The sequence below is a fragment of the Glacieibacterium arshaanense genome (genome assembly GCF_004681125.1).
GTDB classification, from domain to species: Bacteria; Pseudomonadota; Alphaproteobacteria; order Sphingomonadales; family Sphingomonadaceae; genus Polymorphobacter_A; species Polymorphobacter_A arshaanense.
In genome coordinates this window covers 702,621-724,006 of the sequence record NZ_SIHO01000002.1, presented here as the reverse complement: position 1 = coordinate 724,006, position 21,386 = coordinate 702,621, and the positions used below count along the sequence as shown (strand labels likewise).

The window sequence follows — 21,386 nt, the reverse complement described above, 5'->3', positions numbered from 1 at the left end:
CCCGCGGCGGGCGCCGATCAGGTTGCGGCCGCCGGTGCCACCACAGGCGCGACATGGCCGCGCACGATGAGCAGGTACATCACCGGCGTCACGACACGCGACAGTATCGTTGACGAGACCAGCCCGCCGATGATCACCCAGGCGAGCGGCGAATAGAGACCCGACCCCGAGAACGCCAGCGGCAGCAGGCCGCCGATCGCGGTGATCGACGTCAGCAGCACCGGCAGGAAGCGGATCTCGCCGGCACGTTCGATGGCCGGGCGCAGCGCCATGCCGTCGCGGCGCAACTGCGTGGTGAAATCGACCAGCAGGATCGAGTTCTTGATCTCGATACCGATCAGCGCGATGAAGCCGATGACCGCGGTGAAGCTGAATGAGTTGCCCGACAGATACAGCGCGACGATGCCGCCGAACATGCCGAGCGGGATGACGCCGGCGACCACGGCGGTTTCGCGGAAGCGGCCGAATTCGATGACGAGCACGCCGAGAATCCCGAACAGCCCGAACGCGATCACCGGCCCCAGCCCGCCGAAGCTTTCGGCCGCAGCTTCGGCTTCGCCACCCTGCTTGAAGCTGTAGCCGACGGGTAGCTTGATCTTGGCGAGTGCCGCGAACACGTCGGCATTGACCTTCGACGTCAGATAGCCCGGCTGCACCTGCGCCGAGATCGAGACGCTGCGCTGCTGGCGGTCGCGGCTGATTTCGGCGGGCGCAGATTCGAGATAGGGACGCGCAATCTGCAGCAACGGCACCGCGCCGCCATTGGTCGACGGCACATGGATGCGTTCGAGCGCCGAGATGTTCTGGCGGTCGGCCATCGGCAGCCGCACGACGACATTGTAGCTGTCGCCCTCATCGTCGCGGAAGCGCGCCGCCGGATCACCCGCCACCGCAAGGCGCACCGCACGCTGGGCTGCGCCGGGGGCGACGCCGAGCAGCGCCGCCTTGTCGGCATCGACGCCAAGTTCGAGGTGGATGCGGTCGACGGCGACGGGGTTCTTGACGTCGCGCGTACCCGGCGTGTTGCGCATGATTGCCTCGGTCTCGGCGGCGATGCGCTTCAGCACCGCGAGGTCGGGGCCGCGCACGAACACCGCGACCGGTGCGGAGACCGGCGGGCCATTCTGGAAGATCTTGATGACGATCTGCGCGTCGGTGTTGGTGGCGAAGCGCTGGCGCAGTCGCTCGACGAGCTTCGGCCCTTCGACCGAGTCCCAGGTGTCGAGCACCGCAACGGTGGTGCCGATGTTGCTGCGCTGGTCGGTCTCGCGGACGTTGTAGAAGACCTGCGGATTGCCGCGCCCGACGTTGGCGAGCACCTTCTTGATCAGCGGCTCCTTCTTGAGCTCGGCTTCGACAAAGCGCGTGGCACGGTCGGTCTGGGTGATGGCGGCGCCTTCTGGGGCGTTGACCTCGACAATGAAATACGAGGCATCGGCGGGCGNGATGCGGGGGATCAGCAGGAATGCCGAGAAGGTGACAACGGTGGCGATGCCGAGCGCGCGCCACGGCCGTTCGAGCGACCAGTGCAGCACCGGCGCATAGAAGCGGTGGATGCCGGTCTGGATGAGCTGCAGGAAGCGGTTGCCATGTTCGGGCGTATCGCGCGGCAGCAGCCGCGACGCGAGGAACGGCACGACGGTCAGCGACACCAGCAGCGATGCGGCAACAGTGCCGAGCACGGCAATCGGCAGCGAGCGCGTGAACTTGCCGGCGCCGCCGGGCAGGAACGCCAGCGGCAGGAACGCCAGCAGCAACACCGCGGTGCAGCCGATGACGGCGACGGCAATCTGGCGCGTGCCGGCGATGGCGGCGGCCTCGCGGTCTTCACCGCTGCGCAGGTGGCGGGCGATGTTTTCGGTGACGACAATCGAATCGTCGACGAGCAGCCCGAGCGCGATGATGAACCCCGATATCGCCAGTTGGTTGAGCGTGAAGCCGGCGAAGTTGAGCACCGCGACGCCCATCAACAGGCTCAGCGGCACCGACACCATGACCACCAGCGACGCGCGGAAACCCAGCGGCAGCAAGGTCAGCAGCACGATGGCGAGCGCAATCAGAAAGTCGCGTTGCAGATGCGCCAGCTTGACCGCGATGTCGCGCGACTGGTCGAAGCCGATCTCCAGCTTGACGTCGGGCGGCAGCGTCTTGGCATAGGCATCCGCGACCTTGAGCGCCGCCTTCTGGATATCGAGGACGTTGATATTGTCCTTCTGCGTCAGCGTTACCCAGATCGCGCGCTTGCCGTTGAAGCGCGTCAGCTGCGGCTGTTCTTCATAGTTCCAGCCGACCTGCGCCACGTCGCGGACACGCAGCACGCGGCCGGTACCATTGTCGGCGACGGCACGCACCGGCACGTCCGCCACGGCTTCGACCGAGCGATAGGCCCCGCCGGCTTCGATATTGAAGCGCTGGTCGCCGGCATGGACGGCGCCGGGCGGCAAGTCGGTGCCGCCGGCGCGCAGGGCATCGGTCAGCGCCGTTGCCGGCAGGCCAAGTTGCGCCATGCGGCCGCTGTCGATGGCGACGCGGACTTCGGGTGCGGGGATGCCCCAGGCGCGCGAGCCGCGTACGCCGGGGACCTGGTTGAGTTCTTCGCGCAGGCTCTTCGCGATCTTTTCGAGCCGGCGGTACGACGCGGTATCGCTGACCAGCGCGAACTGCACGACGGTGGTTTCGGTGGTGCGGGTCTTGCGGAATTCGAGCCGCTGCAACCCTGTCGGCAAGGTGCCACGAATGGCGCTGACGTCGCGCACCAGCTGGTCGTAATCCTTCTCGGGATCGCTCGACCAACTGAACTCGGCAGTGATGACCGCGGTGCCGTCGGTCGACCGCGACGAGGTGCGGACGATGTCATCGAGGCCTTGCAGCACATCCTCGATCGGCTTGGCGATCGTCTGCTCCATCTCGGCCGGATCGGCGCCGGGCTGCGTCGCCACGATGACGACGAACGGCGACGGGAAATGCGGATCGACCGAGCGGGGAATCGTCAGCAGCGCCGACAGGCCGATGGCGGCCATCAACGCGAACAGGACGAGCGTGATCTGCCAGCGTTTGACCGCGAAATCGATGAAGTTCATGCGCCGACCTGGACCTTGAGCCCGTCGCGCAACCGGTCGACGCCCGAGCGCACGACCTTGTCGCCCGCCGCCAGCCCCGAGACGATTTCGACGCCGTTGTCGCTGATGTTGCCGATGCCCACCATCCGCGCATGGACGGTGCTGGTCTTGGCATCGAAGACATAGACAAAGCCTTCGTCGGCGCGTGCCGCGAAGATCGCGGTGGCGGGCACCTTGAGCGTGCCGGCGGCGAGCGGCGCACCGCCGAGCATCGTGGCACGGCCGATCAGCCCCGAACGCAGGCCGGGCGTCGGCGGCAGTTTGACTTCGACCTGGAAGGTGCCGGTGCGATCATCGCTGCGCGCGCCGACTTCGCTGACGGTGGCGAATATCGGCTGCGGCGACAGCGCCAACAGCAAGACGCTGGCGCGTTGGCCGAGGTGGACACGCGCCATGTCGGTATCGGTCAGCGGCACGCGCAGCACATAGCCGCTGGCGATTTCGCCGATGGTCACCACCGGCTGCCCGGCGGCCACAACCTGGCCGGGTTCGAGGTGGCGCTTGAGCACAATGCCCGCCGTCGGCGCGACGATATGCCCGAAGCGAACGTCGAAGCCGGTCTGTTCGACACGGGCTCGGGCGGCCGCCGCAGCGGCCTCGGCAGCTTCGAGGCGCGGGCGGGTAATCCAGCCTTGCGCGGCGAGCTTGCGCAGGCGTTCAAGGTCGGCACTGGCGCGCGCCGCTTCGGCGCGTGCGGCGGCACTCGCGGCATCGAGTCCGGTCGGATCGAGCCGTGCCAATGGCTGGCCGGCGACCACGGCCTGGCCTTCGACGACATTGACCGCTGCGATGCGGCCGTTGGTGTTGAACGACAGCGCGGTTTCGCGCTTGAAGCGTACTGTACCGGTCGCGGAAAATTCGGAGGTCGCATTGGCTGCGCCGACCTGCGCCAGCGACACGGTGATGATCTGCTCGGCCGGCGCCTTGGTCTCGGCGGCAGGCTTTGAGCACGCCGACAACAGCGCCAGCGCCAGCAACGGTGCCCAAGTCATTCCAGTTCGCAACGCGCGCATCAGGCCCCCGAATTTGATTGCGACTCATATCTATAACTGGACTGGTGAGTTTACAAATCATATTTGCCGGACATGTCGCCGCAGCACACCACACTCCGCCCCGGCACGCGTGGCCGTCCGACCGACATGGCCAAGCACGCCGCGATCATGGCGGCAGCACAGACGCTGTTCATGGAAAATGGTTACGCAGCGACCAGCATGGAGCGCATCGCCGATGCCGCGCAGGTGTCAAAGCTAACGGTGTACCGGCATTTCCAGAGCAAGGACGCGCTGTTTGCCGAAGCCGTCGCGCGCAAGTGCCGTGCGATGCTCAACGACCTCGGCACCGAAGCGACGCGGGCACAGGAGCCGGCCGCGATGCTGCAGGCCGCCGGCGAAGCGTTTCTGGGCCTGATCCTGCACCCTGAAGCGCTGGCGATGCACCAGATCATCGTCAGCGAACGTCAACGCTCGCCCGAGCTTGGCGCGTTGTTTTTTAACAACGCAATTGCCTTTACCCAAGCGCAGGTGACCGCGCTGGTCGAAATTTTGGTAGAGCGTGGTGTGCTGGCGGGTGATGCCGCGGAGATTTCCGGCGACTATCTGGCGCTGTTGCGGCACCGGCCGGTCCTGCATCAGGAATTCGGCATACCGCCATTCGAAGGGACAACGCGCAGCGCCCATATCGCGCGCTGCGCCGGTGTTATCCTGCGCGCCTATGCCCCGGTATCGGCACCGTAGCGTTCCCCCGCGCCACGGTGCCGGACACGGGTGGTCAATCCTCGATCGTCAGGATCTCGAGCCGCAGATTGCATGACGTGATGCCGTCCGCGGCCGTCACTGGCAGTGCGGCCTCGACCGCGACATCGGCAACGATATGGCCGGCGACATCAAACTCGGCCTCGCCAAGCTCGGCTTCAAGGCGCCGGCAGGTTGCCGCTACTGCGTCGGCATGGCCCTCGAGCTGTAGTTGGATCCAGTGCGTCTGGCCGACAAAAGTGGCGCTGGCCCAGGGCTCGCTGCCGATCGATTCGACCAGCATCAGCGGCGGTGTCGCTGGTGACGGCGGAAGCGCATCGAGCTTCGCCGACAGCCCGACGACGGTGTCGCCCAGCCCGATAATCTAGCGTAGCGCCTGCATCAGCGGGCGGTGCGCATCGCGGGTCAGCGGCCTCACTGCGACACCTGCGGTGCCCGGGTGGCAATTTCGGCGATATAGGCAAGAACCTTGGCTTCGGTTTCGGCGCGTGGCTGGCGGCCACGGCGCAGATCGTAAACCAGTCGCGGATCGCGTGCCGCCTGGCGACCGAATCGCGAGGCGGGAAGTCGGTGGCTACGCAGACAACGCTCGACAGCGGACAATAGTGTCATATTGGATATACTCCCTAACCGAATCGGACCCATAAGCGACTATCCGTTGCAATTTCCTACTAGTCTAGGTAAAAAACTATTTGTAGTATATGTAGTGCCTTGGGATCGGGAGAGGAGGTTCCAGGCGAATGGATAACACCGCCATCCGCTTGCGGTTGAATGCGTTGATCACCGCGGCGGGCGAGGATTATGCCTCGTTGTCACGACTGCTCGGTCGCAATCCGACCTATATTCAACAGTTCGTCAAACGCGGCGTCCCGCGGCGTTTGAGCGAGGACGACCGTCGCCTGCTGGCGCAGCATTTCGGCATTGCCGAACGGCTGCTCGGCGGACCGGAGGAGCACGCCGGTCGCGCGGTGATGGCGCACGCCGGCACGTCGGCGGCGGCGAACGACTATGTGCTGATCCCTTACCTCAACATCGGCGCTTCGGCCGGCGCTGGCGCAGTGACCGAAACCGAAGTGCCGGTCGCGGTGTTGGCGTTCCAGTCGCAGTGGGTGCGTTCGATTGCCAGCGGTCGCCCCGAAGCGCTTTCGGTGATCCGCGTCGAGGGCGATTCAATGCTGCCGACGCTGGCGGACGGCGACAACATCCTTGTCGACACCGATGACCGCGAACGGCTGCGTGACGGCATCTATGTGCTGCGCACCGATGATGCGCTGCTGGTCAAGCGGCTCGGCGTCAATCCGGCGACCAAGCGCCTGATGATTCGCAGCGACAACGAAGCCTATCCGAGCTGGGACAATTGTGACCCCGCGGAGGTCAGTGTTATCGGCCGCGTAGTATGGGTCGGACGGCGACTGAACTAGGCCGCTATTTGCGCTGATCGTCGCGGCGCGCCATGAGCCAAGCCGCTGCCGCACCCGCAACCAGCCCGCCAACCATGCCCAGCGCGCCATTGCCCGCAAACAGCCCGACAACCGCGCCGATGATCAGCCCCAGGGCAATCAAAATGCCGCCACCACGTTCGACCATGCGTGCCTGTCTCCATGCAATCCGCGCCATTTGCCACGGCGTCGCGTGCGGCGCCAGAGCCACGCGCGCACCGCGACATGATGACGGAGCGAATTCGCGCCTTTGCGCGCACCGGCACCTCGGGTAGACGGGCACGATGGTCAATCGCGTTGTTGTATCCGGGACAGTCCTGGCGCTGATGCTGTACCCGGTTGCAGCAATGGCGGCGGCGCCGGTTGCGACCGCTGTGCCGACTACGGCCACGGTGCCTGAAACCCCGACGGCGCCAACCGAATCGCCGTTCTTCGATTCGATGGCACCGTTGCCCGGCAATGCGGTGCCATGGCCGACGCTTGAGAATACCGCCGCGCCTGCCGATGCTACACCGATCACCGACGCTGATGTCCGCTATGTTGTCGTCGTGACCGGGCTAAGCCAGCTCAACCTGATGGCGCGCTTCAATGAAACCTCGTTGCTCCACAAGGGCCGCAACGAGCCAAGCAACATTGCGCAGATCCGCCGACGCACTACTGCCGATGTCGCGCTGATCGACCAGTTGTTACGCTCGGTCGGCTATTACGGCGGTACCATTACCCCCAAGATCGTCCCGCCCGCTGCCGGCGGCACGTTGCGCGTCGAAATTACCGTCGAGCCCGGGCCGCTCTACAAATTCACGCAGATCGACATTATTTCGCCTACCCCGGCCGATGTCATCGTTGCAAGCAGCGCGCTCGGGCTGACGGCGGGCACTGTCGTTGCCGCCGCGCCGTTCGATGCGGCGCAAGCCGGTCTGCGCGGCCAGCTTGCGGCCAAGGGCCATCCGTTCCCCGAAATCGGCGACCCCGACATTGTCATTGATCATGCCGCGGCGGCAGCGCTCCTGACGCAGAAGATCGACCCTGGCCCGCTGGGTCGATTCGGTGCGGTCAAAAGCGAGGGCAGTGCGCAAATCACCACGCGCCATATGCAGCGCATGGTGCGGTTCAAGCCGGGCGAAGTCTATAGCGCCGCCGAAGTCGAGGATCTGCGGCGCGCGCTGATCGCGACCAACCTGTACGGCTCGGTGGTCATCAAGCCGGTCAACGCCGGCACCAACCCCGATGGCACGGCGATAGTCGACCTGATCGTCACCGGCGAAACTGCGCCGCTGCGCACCGTATCGGCGAGCGCCGGTTATTCGACGGGCGAAGGCTTCCGCGTCGCCGGCAGCTGGCAACACCGCAACCTGTTGCCGCCGCAGGGCCAGGTCACCTTCAGCGGCCTTCTCGCGCAGCGCGAAATCGGCCTTGGCGCCGAACTGCGCCGCCGCAACTGGCTCAAGCGCGACCGGACTCTCGTGCTCGCGGGTGCATTGACGACGCAGAACCAGGATGCGTTCGATGCAACGACGGCCACCATCGGCGGCCTCGTCGAGCTCGAGACCAACCTGATCTGGCAGAAGAAATGGTATTATTCGCTCGGCGTCGAGTTCGCCGCATCGAACGAAGCCGACCTCAGCGCCTCGACCGGCCCGAACACGCCGCGGACGATGTATTACATTCTGTCGGCCCCCTTGAGCCTGAGCTATGACGGCTCGAACGACCTGCTCAACCCTGAGCGCGGCTTCCGGATCAACATGCGCGCCTCGCCGCAGGTCTCGTTCGAAAGCGGCTCGTTCGCTTATGTCCGGGCCCAGCTCGAAGGCACCTACTACCAGCCGGTGGCGAGCAGCGTGACGCTCGCCGGACGGCTGCACTTTGGCTCGATCATCGGGGCATCGCGCGGCAACATCGCGCCAACGCGGCGCTTCTATGCCGGCGGCGGCGGCTCGGTGCGCGGCTACAACTTCCAGCAAGTCGGCCCCAAGGACGCCCAGGGTGTGCCGACCGGCGGCAACTCACTGACCGAAGTCAGCGTGGAGGCGCGCATCCGTTTCGGCGACTGGGGCGTCGTGCCGTTTGTCGACGCCGGTCAGGTGTTCACTGGTACCGTGCCCGACTTTTCGGGGATGAGTTTCGGCGCCGGCATCGGCGTGCGCTATTACACCAGCTTCGGGCCGGTGCGCGTCGATGTCGCGACGCCGCTCAACCCCGGCCCGAATGACCCCAAGGTCGCGTTCTACGTGTCGATCGGGCAGGCGTTCTGATGATCGATACGCCCAATCCCGCGACCGGCGCCTTGCGCAACCTGGCTGTGGCCGCCCGCAGCATCTGGCGGTTTATCGTGGCGCTGGTGCTGATTGTCGCGCTGCTGGTGGGCGCAGTGGTTTTGCTCGACCAGCCGGTCGGCCATCGCTTCCTGGTGTCGCAGTTGCACCGGTTGCGGCTCGACAACGGCATCGGCTTCAGCGTCGGGCGCGTCGAAGGCTCGCTGTTCAGCGACTTGCGTGTTCACGATCTCAAGCTCAGCGACACCAAGGGTGTGTTCCTCGAAGTGCCGGTTGCCGATTTCGACTGGCGGCCGCGCGACCTGATCACCAACCGGGTCACCGTGCGCAGCGCCGTCGCGCCCGATGTACGGCTGCTGCGGCTGCCCGACCTGCTGCCGACCTCCAACCCCAACATCCTGCCCGACATCGATATCTTCATCGGACGCCTGCAGATCGACCGGCTGAGCTTTGCCAAGGACGGCGCTGCAAATGGGCAGGTTTTACGCGTTGCCGGCAATGCGGACATCCATGATGGACGCGCGCTGGTCAATCTGACCGCGTTGTCCGAAGCCGGCGCCAACGGCAGCGGCGACAGGGTCCTGCTCAAGCTCGATATCGAGCCCGACCGCGACCGCTTTGATGTCGAGGCGACGGTCAATGCCGTCGCCGGCGGTGCGCTGCTGGCGCTCGCCGATTTCAAGCATCCGACTGACCTGCAATTGACCGGTGACGGCAGCTGGCGCAGCTGGTCGGGCAGCCTGCAGGCGAGTTCGCTGATCGCCAATCGGCGCACGTCGCTGGCCGATGTCAAACTGCAGGCGCGCAGCGGCAGCTTCACCGTCAACGGCAACGTCATGCCGGCGGCACTGCTCGACGGCGCGGGAGCGCGGCTGCTGGCGCCGGCTGTCGCGGTGACCGGCGAGCTGACCATGGCCGACAAACGCGGCGACACACAGTTGCGCCTGACCAGCCGCGCGCTCGACGTCGTGGCGGCCGGCGAGCTCGATTTCGCCGACGAGCTGTTCAAAGGATTCACCGTCGATGCCCGGCTACTACGCCCGCAGGACGCTGACCCCAAACTCGGCGGTCAGGACATCCGGTTGCGCGGCCGGCTGGCGGGCAAGTTCGCCGCACCATTGCTCGATTATCTGGTGACCGCCACCAGCCTGCGCTACGACAAGACCGTCATCACCACGCCGCGCGTTTCGGGCGTCGTGCAACTCGGCCGGTCGCCGCTGGTCGTGCCGGTCACCGCCAGCGCTAGCCGCATCAGCGGTGCGGGTGCGGCCACCGACGCGCTGCTGGGCAATCTGCACCTCGATACGCAAGTCGCGCTACTGCCCGACCGCATTGAAGCCCGCGCGCTCAACCTGCGCACCGACCGGCTGACGGCGCGCGGCAGTGCGGCACTCAACCGCAGGACCAACGCCTATACTGCGACCGTCGCCGCCGAACTGCCGCGCTACGCGTTGCAAGGCATCGGCGTCGCCGACGTCGCGGCCAATGTTACCGTCGCGGGGAACAGCGCCGGTGTGCGTGTCGGCGGCAATGCGCGCGCGACGATGACGCGGCTCGACAGCGCCGCAACGCGCGACTTCTTCGGCGGTCTGCCGGTGGTTGTGGCGAAATTCGACCTTGCCCCCGACGGTGCACTGGCATTGCATGACGTGCGCTTCACCGCCCCCGCGTTGACCTTGAACGGCAGCGGTGCCGTCGCCGCCAATGGCGCCGTGCGGCTGACCGGCGGTGGCAATTTACGCGACTATGGCCCGGTGACGTTCGCGGTCAACGGCCCTGCCGACCGACTGGTGTTCGACCTCAAGCTGCCGCAGCCGGGGTTGGCGGGCGACATTCGCAACATCGGCGCGCGCGTCGCCGCAACGCCGCGCGGCTGGAGCTTCGAGGCGACCGCCGATTCCAGCGCCGGGCCGATAGTCGCCAATGGGCTGGTGCTGACCGGCGAAGGGCCGCTGACGGTCGAACTCACCAAGCTTGCCGGCGCCGAAATGGTCGCGCATGGCCGCCTGGTGCAGACCCCGGCGGGGCCGTTTGCCGGGCGGCTTGATGTCGATGGCCGCGGTATCAATGGCGCGGCGTTGCTGAGCACCGTTGCCGGGGCGCAGCATGCCGAAATCAACCTCGACCTCAACAAGGCGACGCTGGCGCTGGCGACGCCGGTCACGGTCGCCCGCGGCAGCGCCACCGCCTCGATCCAGTTCGACAGCGGCTCCGGCCCCCCCGACGTGCGCGGCAGCTTCACGGTCACAGATCTCGAACGCGGCACTACACGCTTCAGCAGCGCGACCGGCAAGATCAATTATCTGAACGGGGTAGGCACCACCGAAGTCACTTTTGCCGGTGATGCGGGTGCACCGTTCGGCGGCACCATAGGCGCGCAACTGACCAGCGACCGCGTGACAATCTCGGCAGTCGGCAACCTCGGCAATGCCCCGCTCAAGCTCGACCATCCCGCCGTGCTCAACCGCGTCGATGGCAGCTGGAAACTGGCACCAACAGCCCTGCTCATCCGCAACGGCCGCATCGAAGCCAGCGGCAGCTTCGGCAAGGACATGGCGCTGCACCTGCAACTCGACCGCGTCAGCCTCGGGCTGGCACGCCTCGTCAACCCCAGCCTCGACCTGTCGGGCTATGTCTTTGGCGGCATCGACTTCCGCTACGGCCCGAATGACCAGTTACCCGAAGCGCGTGCCGACCTGCGCGTCAACGGCCTGTCGCGCGCCGGCGCCGGCACCGCATCGAACCGCATCGACCTTGGCATAAACGCCGTGATGTCGAACGGCAGCGCCAGCGCCCGCATGGTCATCGCGCGCGAAGGCCGCATCGAAGGCCGCGCGCAAGCGCAGCTCGCGGTCATCCCCGGCAGCCGCGCCGATCCGGTGCTGACCCGGTTGTTCGCTGCACCGCTGTTCGCGCAGTTACGCTGGGCCGGCCCCGCCGAAGCCATCTGGCCGCTGGCCGGCGTCGACCGCATCGACGTGCGCGGGCCGCTGACCATCGCCATCGACGGCAGCGGCGTGCTCGGCGATCCGCGCTTTGCCGGCGCCTTCAAAGCCAGTGGCGCGCGTATTGAAAGCACCGGCATCGGGCTGGTGCTCGACAAGGTCGAGCTCGACAGCCGCTTCGTCGAATCGCGGCTCGAGCTCAAATTCTTCACCGCCACCGCCGGCCGCGACGGTACGCTCAGCGCCAGCGGCGGCATCGACCTATCGGCGGTGCGTGGCTTTCCGATGGAGTTTGCGCTCGACCTGAAGAACGCCCAGTTGATCAACCGCGACGACCTGCGCGGCAGCGCCACCGGCAAGGTCCGCATCCACAAGGGCGACGACGGCGCGCTTATCAAGGGGCAGCTCCATATCGAGCAGGCGCGCATCAACCTCGGCACCACCTCGGTCGCCGATGTACCGGTCTTGCCGGTCACCGAAATCAATGGTGCCGCTGCGCACCGCCCCGTCGTGCGACCGGCCAAGCCGACGATCTGGCAGCTTGATCTGGGGGTCGAGGCTGACAACCGCATCGCGGTGCGCGGCATGGGGCTCGATTCGGAATGGAGCGCCAATGTCCGCGTCGCCGGCAGCATCGAAGCGCCGCGTGTCACCGGCAAGGTGTCGTTGGTGCGCGGCGACTATGACTTCGCCGGCAAGCGCTTCGCGCTGACCCGCGGCGATGTACGCTTCACCGGCAACTTCCCGCCCGACCCGATCATCAACATTACCGCCGAAAACTCGAGTTCCGACTTCACCGCGACGCTCAACATCACCGGCACTGCGCAGCGCCCGCAGATCAGCTTCAGTTCGGTCCCGGCACTCCCCGAAGATGAAGTGCTGTCGCGCGTGCTGTTCGGGTCATCGGTGACGAACCTGTCGGCACCCGAAGCGCTGCAACTGGCGGGCGCACTGGCGACGCTGCGTGGCGGCAACGGCGGGCTCAACCCGATCAACGCGGTGCGCAAGGGGCTGGGCATCGACCGGCTGCGCATCCTGCCCGCCGATGTGGCACGCGGCCGCAAGACCTCGATTGCCGCCGGGCAATACATCGGCGACCGCGTCTATGTCGAAGTCACCACCGACGCGCAGGGCTTCACCGCGACCAGCGTCGAGGTGTCGCTGACACGGTCGCTGTCGATCCTCAGCGAAATCGCGACGTTGGGCGGCACCAGCCTGAATGTGCGCTGGAAGCGCGACTATTAGCGGCGCACTAGAGGCAAGCTAGCCAGCCCCGGCGGCCCCTGCCTCAGCGGCCCCGGCCTCAGCGTCCAATAAGCGTCCGCGCCATTGCATCGGCTACAACGTCGGTGCTGCGGCCATCGGCGTCGGCGGTGGCGAAGATGTCGGCCAGTCGCGGTTCGATCTTCGCAATCGCCGCAGTCACCGAAGCTGCATCGCCGGCGCCGAGATATTCGGCAGCGACGTTGATGATGCCGCCGGCGTTGATGACATAGTCGGGCGCATAGAGGATGCCGCGCGCCTGGACGCGCGCACCATCGGCGGGCGTCGCGAGCTGGTTGTTCGCCGCACCGGCAACGATCGGCACATTGAGCGCCGCGATACTGGCTTCGTCGAGCACCGCACCCAGCGCGCACGGGCTGAGCACATCGGCCGTGGTCGCGAGAATCGCGCGGATATCGGCGACGTCCGCGCCAAGGTCGCGCGCCGCGCGTGCGGTGCGGTCCGGGTGTATATCGGCCACCGTCAGCTTGGCGCCCGCCGCGTGCAGACGTTCAGCCAATGCCATACCGACGCTGCCGAGGCCCTGAATCGCCACATGGACGCCGTTGAAATTGTCGCGGCTCAGCTTATGGCGGATCGCCGCGCGGATGCCGAGGAACACGCCCTCGGCGGTCGACGGACCGGGGTTACCACCCGCCGCCGCAGCGCTGACCGGCAAGCCCGACACATGGCGCGTCTTGCGTGCGATCACCGTCATGTCATGGTCGGTCATGCCGACATCCTCGGCGGTCACATATTTGCCGCTAAGCGACTCAATCGCACTGCCAAATGCTTCAAGCAACGCATCATCCTTGTGCTCGCGCTTCAGGATAACCGCCTTGCCGCCACCCAGCGGCAGCCCCGCCATGGCGTTCTTGTAGCTCATGCCGCGCGACAGCCGCAGCGCATCGGTCAGCGCCGCACCATCGCTCGCATAATCCCAGAACCGGCAACCACCCGCCGCCGGCCCGAGATGCGTCGAATGCACCGCAATAATCGCGCGCAGACCCGTCGCACGATCGGCAAACCAGTGGACTCCCTCGTGCGCGTCAAAGTCGGGTGCGTCGAACAACATGGCAGACCTCTGTAATAATAGAATGCACGCGCGCAATAATCTAATAACGACATATTGGGAAGGGGTGATTGCAAAGGGCCTCCGGCGGGCAGGGGCTTGCCCCTGCACCAAACAGTTGAGTCCGCGCTGCAACGAGCGGCGCCGGCTGATTGGACACCGTCATATTCATATGGGTGCCAGGGGCAAGCCCCTGCCCGCCGAAGGCCCTTAAGCCAGCGCCCGACCGCGTAACTGCAAATACACATGTGCCACCAGCACCGATGTCACCACCGACATCGCGGTCACAGCCGCCGCGGGCAACGCCAGTTGCACAAAGCGGCCCAGGCCGCCGCCGAACAATTGACCGAGGCCGCCGCCAACAACGCCGCCGAAGGCCGAGACGATCAATATTACCATACGCAGCACCAGTGCGACGCCGAACAGCCGCCAGCCGTTGCCGATGCCGAGTGCCCAACTGCGTTGCAGCGCATCGAACGGCGCGCGTGGTTCGACGCTGAGCAGCGGAATCAGCGGCAGCATCCGCGCCATCAGCACCAGCCCGATCGGCATCGCGATAAGTAGCGCTGCGGTCATGCCGAGCGGCGTTGCAAGAAGTGCCACACCCATGACGGCGATGAACAGCGACGCAAACGCCAGCAGCAACAGCGGCCAGGCGCGCAGTGCCAGCAGCAGCGCGGTGCGTGGCGGCGTGGCGCGACCATCGGCAGCGTCGATGACCAGGCGCGAGATCGTCAGGTCGGCAATCAGCCCGATGAACGCCGGCACCAGCAGGCTGAGCAGCAGCGGCCACGGCGTGGCGGTCAGCAGCTTCATCATGGCATCGGTGGTGGCCGGCATCTGCGCGCCGAACAGCATGGCGCCGAGTTGCGGCAGCAGCACGAACGCCCCGGCAATCGGCAGATAGATGCTGCCGTCGCGCGCCACCGATTCACGTGTCGCGTCGAGCGCGCGTGCCGGATCAAGCGCGGCAGGAACCGGCGGGGTCGTCATCGGCAGGCTTCAGGGCTGGAAATGCGCGCCGGATCAATCTTCGCGCGCGACGCCGAGCTCGTCGAGCATCGCGTCGAGTTCGCCGCTCGAATACATTTCCATCATGATGTCGGAACCACCGACGAATTCGCCCTTCACGTAGAGCTGCGGCACCGTTGGCCAGTCGGAGTAGGTCTTGATGCCAGCACGGACTTCGGGATCGCTCAGCACATCGACGCTTTCGTACTGGTTGACACCGAGCCGGTCGAGAATTTGCACCGCGGTCGATGAAAAGCCGCACTGCGGGAACAGCGGCGTGCCCTTCATGAACAGGACGACGTCGTTGTTGCCCACGAGGTGCGCGATACGGGCCTGGACGGGATCAGTCATGCCTTGTCTCCGGAAGCGGGGATTGACGTGGTCAGTTGCAGCGCGTGCAGCTCGCCGCCCATGCGGCCGCCGAGCGCGTTGTAGACCATCTGGTGCTGGCGCACGCGCGGCACGCCGGCGAACGCCGCGCTGGTCACGCGCGCTGCGTAATGGTCGCCGTCACCGGCGAGGTCGGTGATCACCACCTCGGCATCGGGTAGCGCGGCGCGAATCGCCGATTCGATGGCTTCGGCGGTCATCGCCATTCTGAAATTCCGGCGCCCTTCCGCCTCACGCCATGATCTGGCGTTTGGCGGTGTCGAGCAGCGCGTCCATCTGGGCGCGCACTTCATGTTCGGTGACCGGCACGCCGGCGGCGGTAATGTCGCCGAACACCTTGCGGAACACGTCTTCGTCGCCGACTTCCTCGAAATCGGCGGCGATCACCGACTTGGCATAGGCATCGGCTTCTTCGGGGGTGAGTTTCAGGCGTTCGGCCGCCCACATGCCGAGCAGCTTGTTGCGGCGTGCATTGACCTTGAACTGCATGTCCGCATCATGGGCGAACTTGTCCTCAAAGGCGCTTTCGCGCTTGTCGAAAGTGGTCATGGCGTCGGTCTCCGCTAAACTGATGGCCTGTAGATAGAGAGCGCGGGCGGTTCCTTCAACGCCCATGTGCGCGATTGTCGCGACGGGCTCGCAAAAGGCGTCTCGGACAGTGTCGGTGTTGCAGAATCATTGTCATTGTGCGGGCGTCGCGCTATGGTCGCCAGCGTCCGCCTCGGCCGCGCGCGATTTTCGCTGGCGTCCGGGGCGATTTGTCTTTTCGCGCGTCGCTTCGCTTGGCGGCGTGCCGCCCCGAAGGAGGCCAGAGCCATGACCCGCCGCCGCCAGATCTACGAAGGCAAGGCCAAGATTCTGTATGAGGGCCCCGAACCCGGCACCATCATCCAGTATTTCAAGGACGATGCGACAGCGTTCAACGCGCAGAAAAAGGGCACGATTTCGGGCAAGGGCGTGCTCAACAACCGCATCTCCGAACATTTGTTCACGCTGCTTGGCACCATCGGCATCCCGACGCACTTCATCCGCCGCCTCAACATGCGCGAGCAGCTGGTGCGCCAGGTCGAAATCGTGCCGATCGAAGTCGTCGTCCGCAATGTCGTGGCCGGTTCGCTGGCGAAGCGCTTCGGGCTGGAAGAAGGCGCGACGCTGCCGCGCACCATCCTCGAATATTATTACAAGGATGACGCGCTCGGCGATCCGCTGATCACCGACGAGCACATCTCGGCGTTCGGCTGGGCGACACAAGACGAAATGCACGACATCGCCGACATGGCGATCCGCATCAACGACTTCATGGCCGGCCTATTCGCCGGCGTCGGCATCCGCCTTGTCGACTTCAAGCTCGAGTTCGGCCGGTTGTTCGACGGCGACTTCAGCCGCATCATCCTGGCCGATGAAATCAGCCCCGACGGCTGCCGGTTGTGGGACCTGAAGACCGACGAAAAGCTCGACAAGGACCGCTTCCGCCGCGACCTCGGTGGCGAAGCCGAAGCCTATCAGGAAGTCGCGCGTCGCCTGGGCCTGCTGACCGATGGGACGGTATCGACCGTGCTCGACATGGACGAGCATCGGAAGTCGCGCGGCAAGTAAACGTCAGCCGCGCTTTCCCCATTTGATGGGTTCGATGCGCGGCACGCCAACGGCGAAGGCGATCACGCCGCCGATGATGATCGCGGCGGTCAGGTAGAATGCCGGGCCGTAGCCGGCCTTGTCGACGATCATGCCGGTGATGACCGGGCCGGTGATGCCTGCAAGGTTGCCGATGGCGCTTTGCACGCCGGTCCAACGGCCGGCCGATGCCGGGCCGGCGAGCATCTGTGCGACGCTGAACAGGAAGCCGGTGTTGGCGCCGTAGCACAGGCTGGTGAGCAGCAGCCAGAACACCAGCGCCGGCGTCGATTGCACTTGCCCGATGGCGATGACGCCGAACGCCGCGATCGTGTAGAGTATGATCATCGAGTAGCGCCGCACGTGCGACGGCGAGCGGCCTTTGGCGATGGCGCGGTCGGTGAGCACCCCTGCCATCACTGCAGCGAGCGTCTGCCCGGCATAGAACATCGAGGTCAGCAGCACCATGTCGGTAATCGAGTAGCCGCGCGCCTTGACGAGGAACAATGGCAGCCAGGCGATGACGAAATACAGCGCGTAGGTGCCGGTGAAATGGATTGCCGACATCGCCCATAGCGACGGCGTGCGCAGCACCTGGCCATAGGTTGCCGACACCGCGAGATGCTCGTCGGGCAGCGGCACATCGACCTGGTGGCGGATGCGGTACCACGGTAGCAGCCACAGCAACGTCACCGCGCCGAAGATGAAGAACATCGGGCGCCAGCCGAAGCTTTCCATGATCGCACCGCCCGCCAGCGTGCCGACCAGCGGGCCCATAGCGAGCCCACCGGCAATCGCGATATTGGCGACGCCGCGCCGCGCATCGGGGGCGCGCGCCATCAGTTTCGACGCGGCGGGGAAGGCGACGCCCTCGCCTACGCCCATTGCCAGCCGCATGATGACCAGCGACACCAGCCCGCCAGTGAAGCCGGTGAGCAACGTCGCCAGCGCCCAGATGCCGACGCCAGCGGCCATCAGCCAGTAAACCGAAATCTTGTCCGCCAGCCAGCCGGCGATCAACAACATCGGCACATAGGTCCAGAAAAACGCCGACACGGCATAGCCATAGCCGGTCGCCGACAGCCCCATTTCGTCCTTGATCAGCGGTGCCGCGATCGACACCGCGCCGCGATCGACATAGTTGAGCATGACCGCGACGCCGACCAGAACCGTCAGGCCGATCGAGAGCGTTGCTTGCAGGGGAGCGGGAGAATTTCGAGCCATGGCCGGAACTTGCAGTGAGGCTGCCAGAGTGTCAACCGGCGCGACGAAATGCATGGCTGCTTTGCGCCCGCCGCACTTGAGTTTGCGCGTGGCTTTGCGCATAAGCGCGCCCAGCAGACTCGCCGCCAGAAAGAGCCGCCCATGAAAGCCCGTGTTTACGTGACGTTGAAGCCCGGCGTGCTCGATCCGCAGGGTCGCGCCATCCAGCATGCGCTCGAAAATCTCGGCTTCGGCGGTGTCGAGGGCGTCCGCCAGGGCAAGTTCATCGAACTCGAGCTCGCCGACGGCACGCCGCGCGAAAGCATCGACGAGATGTGCCGCAAGTTGCTGGCGAACACCGTCATCGAAAACTTCAAGGTCGAAGTCGCGTGAAGTCGGCGGTCATCGTCTTCCCCGGTTCGAATTGCGACCGTGATCTTGCGGTGGCAATCCGCGACGTCACCGGCACTGCGCCGACGATGGTCTGGCACCGCGAAACCGCACTGCCCGAAGGCGTCGACCTGATCGCGCTGCCAGGCGGTTTTTCGTATGGCGACTATCTGCGCTCGGGCGCGATGAGTGCGCGCTCGCCGGTGATGGCCGAAGTCATCGCCGCCGCCGCCCGCGGTGTCGCGGTGCTCGGCGTCTGCAACGGCTTCCAGGTGCTGACCGAAGCGGGGCTGCTGCCCGGCGCGCTGATGCGCAACGCCGGTCTCGATTTCGTCTGCCGCGACGTCAAGCTGACCGTCGCCAACAGCCAGACGATGTTTTCCAGCCGCTATGACGCCGGCGCCACCATCACGATCCCGGTCGCGCACCATGACGGCAATTATTTCGCCGATGCCGAAACGCTCGACCGGCTCGAAGGCGAAGGCCGCGTCGTGTTCCGCTACGCCGAACCGGTCAACGGCTCGGCACGCGATATTGCTGGCGTCGTCAATGCGCAGGGCAATGTGCTCGGCTTGATGCCGCATCCGGAACGGCTTATCGAAGCCGAACAGGGCGGCACCGACGGGCGACGGATGTTCGAAGGGTTGCTCGCCGCGCTTGGTTAACCATCGTTTTCGGGGGGAAACATGACCGACAACATCGCGCTGACCTCGCCCTTCCGCAAAATCCCGAAGCTCGACGGCTATTATTGGCTGCTGCTGATTGCCGCGACGATCTTCGGCGAGACCGGCGGCGACATGCTGTCGATGGGGCTCAACCTCGGCTATCTGGCCGCCACCGCGATCTTCCTTGCGCTATTCGCCGTCGCGCTGTTCTTCCAAGTGCGCAGCCCCGGCGACCAGCCCGCCTATTACTGGGCGGTGATCATCGCCACCAGCACCACCGGCACGACGATCGCCGACGCCATGACGCGAACGTTCGAACTGGGCTATGCGTCGGGCTCGGCACTGCTGCTTGGCGTGCTGGCGCTGGTGTTCGCGGCGTGGAAGTTCAGCGGCAGCCGGCTGACCGAAACCGGGCGCCTGCCGAAGTCGTCCGAAGTGCTCTACTGGGTCGGCATTCTGGTCGCGAGCACGCTTGGCACGGCGTTCGGCGACTATATCGCCGACGAATCGGGGCTGGGCTTTGCCGGCTCTTCGGCGCTACTGGCGGTACTGCTGACGTTGGTCGCGGGGCTGCAGCGCTTCGCCCCCAACCAGAAGGAAATCTTCTACTGGGCGGCGATCGTCATCGTCCATCCGCTCGGGGCGACAGCGGGCGATTTCCTGACCAAAGAACAGGCGGAAGGCGGGCTCGGGCTGGGCACGTTTGTGGCCTCGGCCGGGCTCGGGCTGGTGTTTGTCATTGTCTATGCGCTGGTCCACCGCCGCCGCGGCAGCGAAAGCGTTGCGCGAAATTAACGCTTGCCAAGTCGGCGCGACGGGCATATTCGCCGCCGCCATGACTGCTTACTGCACCATATTGAGTCAAAAAAGGCCAACCACCTCGCGGCGGTAGCAGCCTTTGTGCTGCGCCCGTCGCACCGGGGCGCAGCGCAGCAGCAGACAGTTTGAACCGCGACCAGACACGCGGACTCCACCCTCTCCTACCGGCGACGCGCCCCTGATCCAGTCCATCAGGGAGACGACCCATGACCACCCAGCTTTATTCGCACCACCTGACCGCCGGCGCCCCGCTCAAGCTGTGGGACAGCCATCTGCCGTTCGAGCCGCAGGCCATGGACCAGCTGCGCAATGTCGCCAGCCTGCCGTTCATCCACGGCCATATCGCCGGCATGCCCGACGTCCACTGGGGCCAGGGCGCCACCATCGGCAGCGTCATCGCCACCAAGGGCGCGATCATTCCCGCCGCGGTCGGTGTCGACATCGGGTGCGGCATGATGGCGGTGCGCACCACCGCCCGCGCCGACCAGCTGCCCGACAACCTGCATGCGATGCGCACCGCCATCGAAAAGGCGGTACCGCACGGCCGCACCGACAACGGCGGCCGCGGCGACCGCGGCGCGTGGCACAATGTCCCCGAAGCGCAGGCGCAGGCGTGGCGCACGATGGCGGCCGAATATGACGCGATCATCGAAAAGCATCCGCGCGCCAAGGCATTTAACACCGCGAACCACCTCGGCTCGCTCGGCACCGGCAATCATTTCATCGAGGTCTGCCTCGATGAAAGCGACGCGCTATGGGTGATGCTGCATAGCGGCTCGCGCGGCGTCGGCAACCGCTTCGGCAGCTATTTCATCGAGCTGGCGAAGCAGGACATGCGCAAGTGGTTTATCAACCTGCCCGATGCCGACCTCGGCTATTTCCCCGAAGGCACCGACCATTTCGATGACTATTGGGCAGCCGTCAGCTGGGCGCAGCGCTATGCCCGCGTCAACCGCGAGCTGATGATGGCGGCGGTGCTGCGCGCCATCGCGCCGTTCCTGCCGGCGTTCGCGGTGACCGAGGAAGCCGTCAACTGCCACCACAATTACGTCAGCCGCGAAGCGCATTTCGGCGAAAATGTGCTGGTGACGCGCAAGGGCGCGGTACGGGCGCGGGTGGGCGACCTCGGCATCATTCCGGGCAGCATGGGCACCGGCTCGTTCATCGTCGAAGGGCTGGGCAATCCCGCCAGCTTCCAGTCGTGCAGCCATGGCGCGGGCCGCAAGATGTCGCGGGGCGCGGCCAAGAAGTCCATCAGCCTTGCCGACCATGCGGCGGCGATGACCGGCATCGAAGCGCGGCTTGACAAGGACGTCATCGATGAAAGCCCCGCCGCCTACAAGGACATTGGCGCGGTGATGGCCGCGCAAAGCGACCTGGTGACGATCCGCCACCGGCTGCGACAGGTCGTCAACGTCAAGGGCTGAGTCTT

General features: G+C 65.8%; 20 protein-coding genes. 9 read left to right on the top strand and 11 right to left on the bottom strand.

Annotation, left to right across the window (positions count from 1 at the left end):
* Nucleotides 1-17: 17 nt before the first annotated feature.
* Complete coding sequence (locus EUV02_RS09690; protein ID WP_135246026.1) at nt 18-3,080, bottom strand: efflux RND transporter permease subunit; 3,063 nt, start codon at nt 3,078-3,080, stop codon at nt 18-20.
* Nucleotides 3,077-4,111, bottom strand: coding sequence for an efflux RND transporter periplasmic adaptor subunit (locus EUV02_RS09685; protein WP_166430586.1), 1,035 nt, complete (start codon nt 4,109-4,111; stop codon nt 3,077-3,079). The genes EUV02_RS09690 and EUV02_RS09685 overlap by 4 nt, the downstream gene beginning before the upstream one ends.
* Before the next feature lie 93 nt (nt 4,112-4,204).
* Between EUV02_RS09685 and EUV02_RS09680 the strand changes: the two genes are divergently transcribed.
* Nucleotides 4,205-4,852 carry a TetR/AcrR family transcriptional regulator gene (locus EUV02_RS09680; protein ID WP_135246024.1) on the top strand — a complete coding sequence of 216 codons (648 nt, stop codon included), beginning with the start codon at nt 4,205-4,207 and terminating at the stop codon, nt 4,850-4,852.
* Between the two features lie 34 nt (nt 4,853-4,886).
* On the opposite strand, the gene EUV02_RS09675 is transcribed toward EUV02_RS09680, so the two are convergent.
* Nucleotides 4,887-5,153 (bottom strand): hypothetical protein, encoded by a 267-nt coding sequence (locus EUV02_RS09675; RefSeq protein WP_135246023.1) that lies wholly within the window; start codon nt 5,151-5,153, stop codon nt 4,887-4,889.
* 131 nt (nt 5,154-5,284) lie between these two features.
* On the bottom strand, nt 5,285-5,482 hold the full coding sequence (locus EUV02_RS09670) for a hypothetical protein (RefSeq protein WP_135246022.1): 198 nt from the start codon (nt 5,480-5,482) through the stop codon (nt 5,285-5,287).
* A gap of 128 nt (nt 5,483-5,610) precedes the next feature.
* Between EUV02_RS09670 and EUV02_RS09665 the strand changes: the two genes are divergently transcribed.
* Nucleotides 5,611-6,291: a S24 family peptidase gene (locus EUV02_RS09665; RefSeq protein WP_135246021.1), complete on the top strand. Its 681-nt coding sequence runs from the start codon at nt 5,611-5,613 to the stop codon at nt 6,289-6,291.
* 4 nt (nt 6,292-6,295) lie between these two features.
* On the opposite strand, the gene EUV02_RS09660 is transcribed toward EUV02_RS09665, so the two are convergent.
* Nucleotides 6,296-6,457 (bottom strand): hypothetical protein, encoded by a 162-nt coding sequence (locus EUV02_RS09660; RefSeq protein ID WP_243445847.1) that lies wholly within the window; start codon nt 6,455-6,457, stop codon nt 6,296-6,298.
* A 178-nt stretch (nt 6,458-6,635) separates the two neighbouring features.
* Between EUV02_RS09660 and EUV02_RS09655 the strand changes: the two genes are divergently transcribed.
* Together EUV02_RS09655 and EUV02_RS09650 are read left to right on the top strand one after the other, a co-directional pair.
* On the top strand, nt 6,636-8,561 hold the full coding sequence (locus EUV02_RS09655) for an autotransporter assembly complex protein TamA (protein WP_166430585.1): 1,926 nt from the start codon (nt 6,636-6,638) through the stop codon (nt 8,559-8,561).
* Nucleotides 8,561-12,772, top strand: coding sequence for a translocation/assembly module TamB domain-containing protein (locus EUV02_RS09650; RefSeq protein ID WP_135246019.1), 4,212 nt, complete (start codon nt 8,561-8,563; stop codon nt 12,770-12,772). The genes EUV02_RS09655 and EUV02_RS09650 overlap by 1 nt, the downstream gene beginning before the upstream one ends.
* Before the next feature lie 58 nt (nt 12,773-12,830).
* On the opposite strand, the gene EUV02_RS09645 is transcribed toward EUV02_RS09650, so the two are convergent.
* The 5 genes from EUV02_RS09645 to EUV02_RS09625 all read right to left on the bottom strand — a co-directional run bounded on the left by EUV02_RS09645 (nt 12,831) and on the right by EUV02_RS09625 (nt 15,812).
* On the bottom strand, nt 12,831-13,865 hold the full coding sequence (locus tag EUV02_RS09645; protein ID WP_135246018.1) for a Leu/Phe/Val dehydrogenase: 1,035 nt from the start codon (nt 13,863-13,865) through the stop codon (nt 12,831-12,833).
* Nucleotides 13,866-14,072: 207 nt separating this feature from the next.
* Entirely contained in the window at nt 14,073-14,855 is a 783-nt protein-coding gene (locus EUV02_RS09640) for a hypothetical protein (protein ID WP_135246017.1), read from the bottom strand.
* Nucleotides 14,856-14,888: 33 nt separating this feature from the next.
* On the bottom strand, nt 14,889-15,224 hold the full coding sequence (grxD, locus tag EUV02_RS09635) for a Grx4 family monothiol glutaredoxin (RefSeq protein WP_135246016.1): 336 nt from the start codon (nt 15,222-15,224) through the stop codon (nt 14,889-14,891).
* Nucleotides 15,221-15,469, bottom strand: a complete 249-nt coding sequence (locus tag EUV02_RS09630) for a BolA family protein (RefSeq protein ID WP_135246015.1) — start codon at nt 15,467-15,469, stop codon at nt 15,221-15,223. Before EUV02_RS09630 ends, grxD begins: the two co-directional genes overlap by 4 nt.
* A 25-nt stretch (nt 15,470-15,494) precedes the next feature.
* The gene (locus EUV02_RS09625) at nt 15,495-15,812 is read right to left on the bottom strand and encodes a DUF1476 domain-containing protein (protein WP_135246014.1); all 318 of its coding nucleotides are present in this window, start codon (nt 15,810-15,812) and stop codon (nt 15,495-15,497) included.
* 267 nt (nt 15,813-16,079) lie between these two features.
* Between EUV02_RS09625 and purC the strand changes: the two genes are divergently transcribed.
* Entirely contained in the window at nt 16,080-16,859 is a 780-nt protein-coding gene (gene purC, locus EUV02_RS09620; protein ID WP_135246013.1) for a phosphoribosylaminoimidazolesuccinocarboxamide synthase, read from the top strand.
* 3 nt (nt 16,860-16,862) lie between these two features.
* On the opposite strand, the gene EUV02_RS09615 is transcribed toward purC, so the two are convergent.
* A complete protein-coding gene (locus EUV02_RS09615; protein ID WP_166430584.1) occupies nt 16,863-18,101 on the bottom strand; it encodes an MFS transporter in 1,239 nt (412 codons plus the stop codon).
* A gap of 141 nt (nt 18,102-18,242) precedes the next feature.
* On the opposite strand from EUV02_RS09615, the gene purS reads away from it, so the two are divergent.
* From purS to EUV02_RS09595, 4 genes are all read left to right on the top strand, one after another.
* Nucleotides 18,243-18,473, top strand: coding sequence for a phosphoribosylformylglycinamidine synthase subunit PurS (gene purS / locus EUV02_RS09610; protein WP_135246011.1), 231 nt, complete (start codon nt 18,243-18,245; stop codon nt 18,471-18,473).
* Entirely contained in the window at nt 18,470-19,135 is a 666-nt protein-coding gene (purQ, locus tag EUV02_RS09605; RefSeq protein ID WP_135246010.1) for a phosphoribosylformylglycinamidine synthase subunit PurQ, read from the top strand. Before purS ends, purQ begins: the two co-directional genes overlap by 4 nt.
* Nucleotides 19,136-19,156: 21 nt before the next feature.
* Nucleotides 19,157-19,930, top strand: coding sequence for a COG4705 family protein (locus EUV02_RS09600; protein WP_135246009.1), 774 nt, complete (start codon nt 19,157-19,159; stop codon nt 19,928-19,930).
* A gap of 230 nt (nt 19,931-20,160) precedes the next feature.
* Nucleotides 20,161-21,381 (top strand): RtcB family protein, encoded by a 1,221-nt coding sequence (locus EUV02_RS09595; RefSeq protein WP_135246008.1) that lies wholly within the window; start codon nt 20,161-20,163, stop codon nt 21,379-21,381.
* Nucleotides 21,382-21,386: the final 5 nt, after the last annotated feature.